Source organism: Mesobacillus campisalis, assembly GCF_000986785.1.
GTDB lineage: Bacteria > Bacillota > Bacilli > Bacillales > Cytobacillaceae > Mesobacillus_B > Mesobacillus_B campisalis.
Window position 1 is genome coordinate 202,308 of sequence record NZ_LAYY01000008.1, and the last position, 10,340, is coordinate 212,647.

13 protein-coding genes and 1 pseudogene are annotated in these 10,340 nt (G+C 47.0%); 4 read left to right on the top strand and 10 right to left on the bottom strand.

Annotation, left to right across the window (positions count from 1 at the left end; genetic code table 11):
* Positions 1-10 precede the first annotated feature (10 nt).
* From WQ57_RS09580 to WQ57_RS09615, 8 genes are all read right to left on the bottom strand, one after another.
* The gene (locus WQ57_RS09580; RefSeq protein WP_046523531.1) at positions 11-358 is read right to left on the bottom strand and encodes a hypothetical protein; all 348 of its coding nucleotides are present in this window, start codon (positions 356-358) and stop codon (positions 11-13) included.
* A 2-nt stretch (positions 359-360) separates the two neighbouring features.
* Positions 361-717 (bottom strand): hypothetical protein, encoded by a 357-nt coding sequence (locus tag WQ57_RS09585; protein WP_046523532.1) that lies wholly within the window; start codon positions 715-717, stop codon positions 361-363.
* Between the two features lie 14 nt (positions 718-731).
* Positions 732-1,205: a cytochrome c-type biogenesis protein CcmH gene (locus WQ57_RS09590; RefSeq protein ID WP_052948696.1), complete on the bottom strand. Its 474-nt coding sequence runs from the start codon at positions 1,203-1,205 to the stop codon at positions 732-734.
* Between the two features lie 6 nt (positions 1,206-1,211).
* The gene (locus WQ57_RS09595) at positions 1,212-3,185 is read right to left on the bottom strand and encodes a heme lyase CcmF/NrfE family subunit (RefSeq protein WP_046523533.1); all 1,974 of its coding nucleotides are present in this window, start codon (positions 3,183-3,185) and stop codon (positions 1,212-1,214) included.
* Between the two features lie 21 nt (positions 3,186-3,206).
* Positions 3,207-3,653 (bottom strand): cytochrome c maturation protein CcmE, encoded by a 447-nt coding sequence (locus WQ57_RS09600; RefSeq protein WP_046523534.1) that lies wholly within the window; start codon positions 3,651-3,653, stop codon positions 3,207-3,209.
* A gap of 1 nt (position 3,654) precedes the next feature.
* Complete coding sequence (locus WQ57_RS09605) at positions 3,655-4,614, bottom strand: hypothetical protein (protein ID WP_052948698.1); 960 nt, start codon at positions 4,612-4,614, stop codon at positions 3,655-3,657.
* A gap of 354 nt (positions 4,615-4,968) precedes the next feature.
* Entirely contained in the window at positions 4,969-5,148 is a 180-nt protein-coding gene (locus tag WQ57_RS09610; protein ID WP_046523535.1) for a hypothetical protein, read from the bottom strand.
* A 15-nt stretch (positions 5,149-5,163) separates the two neighbouring features.
* Entirely contained in the window at positions 5,164-5,427 is a 264-nt protein-coding gene (locus WQ57_RS09615) for a YtzC family protein (RefSeq protein WP_046523536.1), read from the bottom strand.
* A gap of 218 nt (positions 5,428-5,645) precedes the next feature.
* Between WQ57_RS09615 and mnmL the strand changes: the two genes are divergently transcribed.
* Both mnmL and mnmM read left to right on the top strand, forming a co-directional pair.
* Positions 5,646-6,614, top strand: coding sequence for a tRNA modification radical SAM protein MnmL/YtqA (mnmL, locus tag WQ57_RS09620; protein WP_046523537.1), 969 nt, complete (start codon positions 5,646-5,648; stop codon positions 6,612-6,614).
* On the top strand, positions 6,611-7,186 hold the full coding sequence (mnmM, locus tag WQ57_RS09625; protein WP_046523538.1) for a tRNA 5-(aminomethyl)-2-thiouridylate-methyltransferase MnmM: 576 nt from the start codon (positions 6,611-6,613) through the stop codon (positions 7,184-7,186). The genes mnmL and mnmM overlap by 4 nt, the downstream gene beginning before the upstream one ends.
* Before the next feature lie 66 nt (positions 7,187-7,252).
* Here mnmM and WQ57_RS09630 read toward each other — a convergent pair whose 3' ends face one another.
* On the bottom strand, positions 7,253-8,347 hold the full coding sequence (locus tag WQ57_RS09630; RefSeq protein WP_046523539.1) for a tetraprenyl-beta-curcumene synthase family protein: 1,095 nt from the start codon (positions 8,345-8,347) through the stop codon (positions 7,253-7,255).
* Between the two features lie 14 nt (positions 8,348-8,361).
* Positions 8,362-9,165, bottom strand: coding sequence for an alpha/beta hydrolase (locus WQ57_RS09635; RefSeq protein WP_046523540.1), 804 nt, complete (start codon positions 9,163-9,165; stop codon positions 8,362-8,364).
* Positions 9,166-9,312: 147 nt separating this feature from the next.
* On the opposite strand from WQ57_RS09635, the gene WQ57_RS09640 reads away from it, so the two are divergent.
* Positions 9,313-9,840, top strand: coding sequence for a gamma carbonic anhydrase (locus tag WQ57_RS09640; RefSeq protein WP_046523541.1), 528 nt, complete (start codon positions 9,313-9,315; stop codon positions 9,838-9,840).
* A 164-nt stretch (positions 9,841-10,004) separates the two neighbouring features.
* Positions 10,005-10,340: pseudogene (locus tag WQ57_RS09645) on the top strand (IS3-like element ISBsp3 family transposase); the annotation flags it as partial.

Here is a 10,340-nt window from a genome sequence, read left to right on the forward strand (position 1 = left end):
TCCAACTCTTTCATAACGTAAATTGGCGTAATTCCTGCCTTGTTCTTTCAAGGTGCTTTTGAAATTCGTTCCTTTTCGCCTTATAAAGCTCGTCGCCAATCTGTTTCTGCTCATGGCTGTCTCTAAGTTCATCCAACTGTCTTTCAATGACCCTCTGCTTCGCAAACAGATGCTTAAACCGTTCTTCATCGGGATTCGGTGGGATTTCCGCTGTCCGCCTTCTTTTCACATGGAAGAACAGAACGAGCCCAAAGGCCAACAAGGCTAGGGTAAGATGGGGGTCCAGCCTGTTCAGCCCAGGGGTTCCGAACCAGAACCTGATCAGCCATTCAGGATGGAATGCTGGTAGGCTGCCCATGATTATCTTCCTTTCCGCTTCCTCAATTTTTGCAATTCGCGCAGAATCTCGAGCTCTGCTTCCTCTGATTTGGAAGCGGCCATTTGCTTCCGCGGAATGCTTTCCTGTTTCATAAGCTCGGCTGCCAGCAGCTGATATTGCTCTTTTAATTGCAGGAAGTCTTTTTCTTTTATCTTTTTCATCAGGTAATCCATTTCAAGCTCATTTACGGCGTCATAAACCTGGTCAAGTGTCAGCCGCCCATCTCCCTCAACTACTCCTTCGGCCAGCTTAGCCTGGGCGGAAAAGAATGGGGTGACGATAAAATAGAAACAAGTCAGGATAATCGCAGAGCCTGTCATCATAAACACAATTTCCATGGAACCAGCTCCTTTTAAAATTGCTTCCGCCGTTCTTCCTCGAACATTTTCTCGGCGATTTCTTTTTCGGTTTGGGATTCCCATTTCTCGCTAAGCATATCTTCCTCTTTCTCGCCCGTGGCTTTTCCTCTTCTCAGCCATAAAGCTACGATGGCAACACCAGCTGACATGCCTGCAAACGGCATTCCCCAGGCTACAAGGCCGCTCTTGTCAGTGGCAGGCGTCCTTAAAGCAGCCTGCCCGTATTCATCAACGTAGGATTGAAGAATCTCCTCTTCCGACATTCCGGAGTTAAGCATTTCAACAACCTCTTCATAATAGATTTGCTTAACCTTGCAGGAAGACAGTTCATCATCCGCATGTCCCTGCATATCCAGCTGCTTGACCACATTTTGAAATTCCTTTGAGTTCTCATCGAATTCTGCAAAAGCCGGCCCTGGAAGCACCATTGAGAGTATGAAAATCGCCAGCAGCACTTTTGTACGCATCTCTTATCACCTTCCTGACCTTAAAGCCTTTGAGACCCGGGATGAAGTCGTTTTCCCGCCAATCAGCGCGACTGCTGTGCCAAGGACCATGATAATTCCTCCTGCCCATATCCAGCTTACAAACGGGTTCACTTTTACCTGAAGCGTTACTTTATCCCTGTTCTCCCAGGAGCTTAAAACAACATAGAGATCTTCCGTAAAATTGGTTTTGATGGCCACTTCTGTCGATGGCTCGGGCCATGTTTCGTAAAAGACTTTTTCTGGCTTGATGGTTCCGTCCATTTTGCCTTTATAAACTGTTTCAAGTTCGGCAGCAACAATTCCATTGCCGTTTTTCGTATGCTCGCTCAATCCCTTGAAGGTCAGCTCATAATCTCCAATGGCAAGGCTCTCTCCCGTTTCCATCGTCTTGAGTACCTCTTCTGAATAGGCGTGGGATGAGATGACGCCAATCGCAATCACGGCGATTCCAATATGGACGATATAGCCTCCATACCTTCTCTGGTTTTTCTTGGTCAGCCTGCAGGCAGCGGTAAGCGCGTTTTCCTTTGTTGCTTTGATCCGCGCCATTGTCCCCTGGACAAACTCCTGGATGTGGGTTGCAAACATGAAAACAGTTGAAGCAAGTCCGATGATGGCGAAAGTCCCTCTTACACCAAAAGCAACCAGGATGATCGCCGCGGCAATTCCTGCGGCAAATGGCCAGAGGGCATTTTTCAAAAACCTTTCAACTGTCGCCTTCTGCCAGGCGATCAGCGGACAGACAGCCATCAGGAGAATCAGCAGGAGCAGGATCGGGCTCATGACAGAGTTAAAATAAGGAGCCCCCACATTTATCTTTGTGCCTGAAACCGTCTCGGAGATGAGTGGATACATGGTGCCCCAAAAGACCGCAAACGCACCAGCAACAAGGAGCAGGTTATTGAGCAAAAACGAGCTTTCCTTTGAAAAATAGGATTCTATAGGCAGGGTATCTTTTTTTATCATCTGGTACCTGGTCATCACAATATAGATGGACAGCAGCATCATAAATGCCATGAAAATCAGGAAATACGTTCCAAGCGGCCCGCTGCCAAAAGCATGTACGCTTGTTAAAACACCGCTCCGGACAAGGAAGGTCCCGAACAGGGTCAGGATGTATGAAATGATGACAAGGCTGATATTCCAGGTTTTAAGCATCCCTTTGCGTTCCTGGATCATAACCGAGTGGAGGAACGCCGAGACTGTAAGCCACGGAAGGAAGCTGGCATTCTCGACCGGATCCCATGCCCAGTAGCCGCCCCAGCCAAGCTCCAGATAAGCCCACCAGCCGCCAATCATATTTCCGAGTGTAAGGAAAAGCCATGCGGTAATCGTCCAGCGCCGGGTCAATTTGATCCACTCGGCATCCATCCGCTTTAAAATGAGTGCCGCAATCGCGAAAGCAAATGGTACGGCGAGCCCCACATAACCAAGATACAGTGTGACCGGGTGAAGGATCATGCCCGGATGCTGCAGCATCGGATTTAGGCCTTTCCCGTCGGCAGGAACCATGTCCGTCATCGCGAACGGATTTCCGCCCAGCACCATCACGGTGAAAAAGAACAGGATATTGAGGAGCAGGATAACCGATACATATGGCATCATCGGGTTGTGCTTTTCCCTCGAGAACACCAGGATAGCTGTGTATCCGCAAATAAGGACTGTCCAAAGCAAAAGGGAGCCTGCATTGCCTGCCCAGAAGGCGGTGAGTTTGTAGACAAGGGGGAGGTTCCTGCTCGTATAGGCCGCTACATATTCAAACTGGAACTGGCTTGTTGCCAGAAGATAGAGCAGCAGGAAGCTGGCAATCAATGAAACGAAGACAAGGGAGAGCACTCCGCCCCTTGCACTTTCAAGCCACCTGCTGCTTTGCTTTTTAATCCCAATCAAATTGGCGATGATGGAGTATGCCGCTATGGCAATGCCGAGATATAATGTGATGCTGCCAATCAAGTACATAGTGATGACCACCCATCTGTTTTATTCCTGTGAGTCATTGAAGAGCTCTTTATGCATTTCGCCATCATAATTTTCCATGTCCTCCCCTTCATATTTTGAAGGGCATTTTGTCATGACCTTTTCAGCCTCAAAGATCCCATCGTCCTGAAAGAAACCTTCCACTATGACAATCACATCATCTGTAAAATTATCCGGCTGGACTCCTTTGTGGAACACCTGAAGCACGGTCTCATTCTCATCATAAATTTCAAACCGAAGCTCTAGCTTATCCGCATCCCACTGGATGGAGTCCTTAATCAGAAGCCCCTGTGTCATCACATAGTCATCATCGAATTTTCCGCTCTCCTTCACTAGGTTTGTAATCGTGATTTCCTTGCTCCCGGCAGCAGGCATGGATGCGAAGGCCATGATGAAAATGGCCATTCCCATGAGCGCTAATGCGGAAAATATCTTTTTATTTTTCGACATTTTATCTTCCTCCCAGCTTGTTGACCAATTTGGCATATTCCTCTTCCGAGATTCTGCCTTCCATCAGCATGGAGCGAAGTTTCGCTTTTTTAGCTTCCTGTGCTGATACTCCAATTTCCCCATTTTTAACAGGGGCGGCTGAGCGTTTTTTCAGGAAAAGGATAAGCAGGGCGGCAGCAGCTGTTACGCTTCCCGCAATCGCACCTATCATCCAGACTGGCACGGCCTCTTCATTCTTGGTGGCAGCGCCAGCGGCAGCAGAAGGGCCGGCCATTTCTTCCATGATTTCCCCTGTTGTCTTTTCCTCGCCTCGGACATATTCAAGGCTGACCGCTTTCGTATCTCCAGGCTTCATTCCCTGGGATTGATAGATGAACATGTTCATGTTATAACTGTTTTTCTGGTGTGATTCCGCTTCTGGCGCCAGCTTGAAGCGGTCTGTTTTCAATGGTTCGACGAAAATAAGGTTCATAAGCCCAATGTTTGAAAAGCTCTGGAATTCGTACTGCAATGTATTTTTTTCGCCTTCATCCTTGATGCTGTCTGTATAATACTCGATTACAAATTTGTATAATTCCTGCGGCTGTATTTCATCACTGGTTGTCCAGGAAATGGTGCCACTTTCTTTATTCAGTTCATACTGAATTTCGTTCATTTCTGTGAGGTCATGGGAATAGTCGGCCACAAATCCGATTTTGAAATTTTCGTCCCCAATAGGAAGCGGAAGTTCGACCTGTCCTTTTTGGGGTTCGCCGGTATTATTTTTTAATGACCCATGATAGCCTACAAGCAAAGGAGGATGAGCCTGCTTTTTATCCTTTGGGTGATAGGCAAATTCAGGCATTACCTGTATGGTCAGCTCCTCCATTTGCAGAGGCGCAGCATTTTCTGCCGAAACCATCAATGGTGCCGTGAAGAAAAAAGTGAAAAGCAGCGGCCCTAACAGAGCTCTTTTTATCATTGTTAAACATCCTTTCCAACCATTGTTCTTGTCGTATTATTGATTAATTGACAGCGAATTCGTGAACACTTTCACAAGAACGATTGCCTTGTCCCATTTTTTCCGCCTGCCTGAAAATAGGAGCGCATTTGCATCACATATCTTAATTTGCTTTTGTATGTTCAAATCCCAGATGTTTCCCCTACTCTATTTAAACCATTTATAAAGGAGCTCCATCTGTGACGAAAATCACGAAATTTTTCCGGAATTTATCCGTTTTGTGAACAGGACTATATTGAAAACTTCTGCCTCAATTTCTCCTTTTATTGTTCAAAAAAAAGCCCCATTTCATGGTTGAAATGGGGCGAAAAGTGTTTATCGTGATTGCTCAGGTTCAGGATGGAACTTTGATTTTACGGGCTGTCCGCCTGACTCTTCATACTTCAATTTTGATTTCTTGACCGGATCATAATCGGAACCTAGCTCCATGTCCTGGTTATTGATGCCATTTCTCGTTTTTTGTTCCGGGTTATTTTGCTTGGAGCGTTTTTTCATGTATGTTCCTCCCTCCTAATGGTCATGCAAGATCATTTCGTTTTGCAGCTGCTGGAGCTGGAGCCTCATCCTGTGCAGCTGTTCACGCTGCTGGCCGTTGCAGCTCAAGGCCAGCTTGGCAATATCATTATAGGCACCTTCAAGCATTTGCATGCTGGCTGTATACTGGCCATCATGCAAGTGCTCCTGCATGCTGGCCTTTTTATATTGCTCCTGAGCAATCCTGATTGCATCTTCACATTGTTGGAGATGTTCCTCGACCGATTGTCTTGTCGCCAATGAAAACGCCCCCTTTTTGTCATAATGAAGCCAAAATGCTTCCTTTTTAGTTTGTTCACATCATGTCTTCCTATCACGAATCTCCGGTGTACAAATGCTTCCATTTGGGTTTGGTGATTGGACCAGGACATTTGTCATGGTACAATTCTTTCTAGAATGCGCAGGCGCTGGAACTAAACAGTTGCCGAACTGCACAAATTTTCATTCAGGAGGCTTAAATGAATCAAGTCCACTCTTTTCCATACAGTCTTGATAATAAACGCTATCATACATGGAATTACCACTTGCGCCAGCACTTTGGCCATAAGGTTTTTAAAGTCGCCCTCGACGGCGGCTTCGACTGTCCAAACCGGGACGGCACTGTGGCCTACGGAGGATGTACATTCTGCAGTGCAGCCGGTTCCGGAGATTTTGCCGGAAACAGGGCTGAGCCTCTGGAAATTCAATTTTCCACAATAAAAGACAAAATGCATGATAAATGGAAAGATGGCAAATACATGGCTTATTTCCAGGCTTTCACCAACACGCATGCCCCGGTGGAGGTGCTCAGGGAAAAGTACGAAACCGTCCTTAAGCAAGAGGGGGTCGTAGGGCTGTCGGTTGCAACCAGACCTGATTGCCTGCCGGATGACGTGGTCGAATATCTGGCAGAATTGAATGAAAGAACGTATTTATGGGTCGAACTCGGACTGCAGACCGTCCATGAACAGACCGGCAACCTGATCAACCGGGCCCACGATTTTCCTGCCTATGTAGAGGGTGTTCATAAACTCAGGAAACACGGCATCCGGATTTGTTCGCATATCATTAATGGCCTTCCCCTTGAAACACCAGCGATGATGATGGAGAGCGCCAAGGCTGTTGCCAATCTGGATGTACAGGGAATCAAAATCCACCTTCTCCACCTTCTCAAGGGCACACCGATGGTCAAGCAGTATGAAAAGGGCCTCCTCGAATTCCTATCGTTCGACGATTATGTGAATTTGGTTTGCGACCAGCTGGAAATCCTGCCGCCTGAGATGATTGTCCACCGGATTACGGGAGATGGCCCTATAGACCTGATGATTGGCCCGATGTGGAGCGTCAACAAATGGGAGGTTCTCAATGCCATTGATGCAGAGCTAAAACGCCGCGGAAGCTGGCAGGGGAAACATTATTCCCAGAGAAAGGCAGGAACTACGGCATGAAGCTTGAACGAATCCTGCCTTTTGCAAGAACCCTTCTGGAAAGGGCTGTAAAAACAGGTGATATCGCTGTCGATGCCACTGTCGGAAACGGCCATGACACTGTCTTTCTCTCGGGGCTGGTTGGTAAGGACGGTCAGGTCTATGGCTTTGACATCCAGGAACAGGCGCTTGCTTCCTGCAAAGCAAAACTCGAGGACAGGGAGTTTCTGGAGAGAGTTGCCTTATACCAGAGAGGCCATGAACATGTAAAAGAAATGCTTCCAGTCTCTGCTCATGGAAAAGTTGCAGGTGCCATTTTCAATCTAGGATACCTGCCAGGGGGAGACAAGAGCATCGTTACCGTCCCGCAAACAACCATCTCGGCAGTGGACCAGCTTCTCGACATGCTTTCTCCCGAGGGCATCATTGTGATCGTTGTATATCACGGGCATCCTGAAGGCCAGATTGAACGCGACACCCTGCTTGACTATGTCTCCTCCATTGACCAGAACAGGGCCCATGTCTTGCAATACCAATTCCTGAACCAGAAAAATAATCCCCCCTTTATCATTGCGATTGAAAAGCGTTCATAAGAGAAAAAGGAACCCCGGAGGAAGATGGCTCCTCCGGGGTTCCTTTTTTATGCCGATATCTTCTCATCACTTGCCAAATACCTTTGTCATTCTGGCCGGCATCAATTTTTGAACGGAACGGTAAGCGCGCCCGTTCAAATAAAAAAAGTAGCTGATCGGGCCGCCGCTTTTAATGATGCCTTTTGCGAGTTTCTTGACCTTTTGCTGGCGCTGGACTTTTTCATCTGATAAATAGACTCCCAGCAAGCCGCGGTTGATCAGCTGGTGAAAACGGCGATGCGGCAGGTCAGCCGTATAGTGGTCGGCGTGCTCGATAAAATGGGTGAGCCTATTGAAAAGCGCCTCTTCATTTTCATAATAAAAGCAGAAATTCAGATCGCCTTCCCGCCTGTCTTCTTCCTGGTCGATAAAGTAATCCAGCAAAATGTGGAGTCCTTGTATGTATGGAAAATAGCCGCTCTTGATGCTTTCTGCATATTCGGGCCTGAAGTCGTTCCGGAGTGCATAGGAAACGAGGCAAAAAACGCCAAGCGTAGAACCTGTGCAGGCTGAAAATTCATACCATTGCATATCTGGACATTTACTACGGTTGCGGTCATGCCATTCTTTCAGTCTTGTTACCCTTTCGCTCTGCTGCACATGTTTATGGATTTGCAGGTCGCAATAATATCTGCACAATTCAAGCATATGCTCTGAAATGCCATCATAATGTTCCACTTCCTGCAATTCCTTCCTGCAGGCCAGCACAAGCTGTCCTAGATACCCTCCATCATCCTGTTCCTTCCGCATCCGGTAATAATCCCGAAGCTCTCCGTCAAGTGTAAGGGCATCCTCCATCGATTCATGCAAAGCAGCAAAATCGCGCGGATCAAGGGAAGTGCTCCGGTCGCAAAGATTGTCGAGATAATCGCTGATTGTCTGATAGGCGACAATGAACGAAATGGCTCTTTGATAATTCCCAAGGGCAATCAGGCTCATGATTGCTCCGCCTTCACAATGAAACGTCTTTCCTTCAATGCTGGCAAGAGCCTGTCTGCGCAATTCCGGGTCCGGGATGCATTCCGCCTTCCGTTTCCAGGATTCAAGTTCCCGGTGGACCTGTGGAATGACTTTACGGTAGACGCGGTACATCAAACTGAGGGGCATTTGCGGAATCCTCATATGCTCCCCCCTTCCTAATAGACATAGCCAATCGCTTTTAATTGGCTGATAACAAAGTCCTTGGCGTATTCGAATACTTCTTCGCGCTCTGGTTCGTTGAATATTTCGTGATAAAAGTCCGTCCATTCTTTATAGCGTTTTTCTGATAAAGGTGCATAGTTGAACCATTCCTTTACCAGCTGCTTGGCTACAATCCTGTCGTCCCCGCCCTGCATGACCAGCATGGGGATGTTCTGTGTGTCCTGCAGATTGTCAAAAGCGAGCTTCATGGCATCATCAAGCTCCCTGTACCATCTTACAGAAACCTTGGTGACATACAGGGAATCGTTCAAGTCCGCATCCCTTACTTCCATATTCCGGGTTGCCAGTTCAACGGAGAGCCCAGGTGACACCTTGAATCCTGGCATAATGGCGTTCACTCCATGGGAAACAAACTTCAAAAATCTCGAAGGCTGCTGGACAAGACCCAAACAAGGAGAAGAGAGAATCACTCCGGCCAGGTTAAGCCTCTCTTCCTGAAGCAGCCTGATGGCCACCAGGCCTCCCATGCTGTGGCCAAGAAGAAAAACGGGCAGTTCAAAGCTGTAGGCTGCCTGGATCCAGTCTTTCACTTCCAATAAATATTCATCGAAGGAATCAATATGGCCCCTGTTGGATCTCGTTGTCATGCCTTGTCCAGGCAAGTCACCCATAATCACATGGAAACCCGACAGTCTCCACATTTGGATCAGCCAGCCGTAACGGCGGTGATGTTCGAGCGCTCCGTGCACCATGACAATCACTGCTTTGGCTTCACCATCCGCTTCCCATTTCCACATGTGCATTCCCCCTCTGTTTCTTCCTCTATTTAAAAGAACTATAATATATAATGGACAGAAAAGGGAAGATTAACAACTTTTATGTGCTATATGTTCAATCTTCCCCATTTTTAACATTATTTGCATCCAAAGGAGAGTGAGTATCCGATGATTTACCCTTATCACGGAAAAGAGCCAAAAATAGCATCTTCCGCTTTTATTGCAGATTATGTAACCATAACCGGTGATGTTGAAATTGGCGAGGAGTCCAGCGTCTGGTTCAACAGTTCCATACGGGGAGACGTAGCACCGACGATTATCGGAAACAAGGTGAATATCCAGGACAATTCCGTCCTCCATCAAAGCCCTGGTAATCCGCTTATCCTCGAAGACGAAGTTACCGTTGGCCACCAGGTGATCCTCCACAGCTGCATCGTTCGTAAAAATGCGCTGATTGGCATGGGATCCGTCGTTCTTGACCAGGCCGAAATCGGCGAAGGAGCCTTTATCGGAGCGGGCAGCCTTGTTCCCCAGGGGAAGAAGATTCCTCCCAATACGCTTGCCTTTGGCCGGCCGGCAAAGGTGGTCCGTGAGCTGAATGAAGAAGATATCAAGGATATGCAGAGAATTACCAGGGAATATGCCGAAAAGGGTCAATATTATAAATCTCTGCAGCAAAATCGAGCGGATATTTAATTAGTTACATACCCTTTAAAGAAATAGAAAAAACGCCCATGCTTCGCTGGTGAACTATACCCCGAATAATGGACGCTTTGAAAAAGCCCGTTATTCGGGTTTTTTGTGTCTATAATGACCTAGCCCGTTTATAATCAAATCAGGGATATAGACGGAGGAACGAAATGAGTAAAATAATATTCAATGAACATCAAATGAAACTGTTGGAGAACAATGAGAATGTTGACCATGTTTCTGAAAGGTCAATTGCTTATACACCAGCGTTCAAAATTAAGGCCGTTAAAGAAAACCTTGAAGGGAAAGCTCCCTCTCAAATATTTATAGAAAACGGTTTTGAAATCGAAATAATCGGGGCGGAAAAACCTAGATCCTGCCTGAAGAGGTGGAGGAAAACTTTTAAACAATTTGGGGAAGAAGGGTTCCTTACAGAACGAAGAGGAAAAGGAAGTACTGGGAGGCCTACCTCAGAGGAGGTCTCAGTTGAAGACAATCTAAGGAAA

Coding starts and splice junctions, on each gene's coding strand:
- WQ57_RS09600 (WP_046523534.1), bottom strand. CDS start 3,653: ATGTCGAAAAATAAAAAGATATTTTCCGCATTAGCGCTCATGGGAATG.
- WQ57_RS09610 (WP_046523535.1), bottom strand. CDS start 5,148: ATGAAAAAACGCTCCAAGCAAAATAACCCGGAACAAAAAACGAGAAAT.
- mnmM (WP_046523538.1), top strand. CDS start 6,611: ATGAAGCTTGAACGAATCCTGCCTTTTGCAAGAACCCTTCTGGAAAGG.
- WQ57_RS09595 (WP_046523533.1), bottom strand. CDS start 3,185: ATGTACTTGATTGGCAGCATCACATTATATCTCGGCATTGCCATAGCG.
- WQ57_RS09590 (WP_052948696.1), bottom strand. CDS start 1,205: ATGCGTACAAAAGTGCTGCTGGCGATTTTCATACTCTCAATGGTGCTT.
- mnmL (WP_046523537.1), top strand. CDS start 5,646: ATGAATCAAGTCCACTCTTTTCCATACAGTCTTGATAATAAACGCTAT.
- WQ57_RS09630 (WP_046523539.1), bottom strand. CDS start 8,347: ATGAGGATTCCGCAAATGCCCCTCAGTTTGATGTACCGCGTCTACCGT.
- WQ57_RS09585 (WP_046523532.1), bottom strand. CDS start 717: ATGGAAATTGTGTTTATGATGACAGGCTCTGCGATTATCCTGACTTGT.
- WQ57_RS09605 (WP_052948698.1), bottom strand. CDS start 4,614: ATGATAAAAAGAGCTCTGTTAGGGCCGCTGCTTTTCACTTTTTTCTTC.
- WQ57_RS09640 (WP_046523541.1), top strand. CDS start 9,313: ATGATTTACCCTTATCACGGAAAAGAGCCAAAAATAGCATCTTCCGCT.
- WQ57_RS09580 (WP_046523531.1), bottom strand. CDS start 358: ATGGGCAGCCTACCAGCATTCCATCCTGAATGGCTGATCAGGTTCTGG.
- WQ57_RS09635 (WP_046523540.1), bottom strand. CDS start 9,165: ATGTGGAAATGGGAAGCGGATGGTGAAGCCAAAGCAGTGATTGTCATG.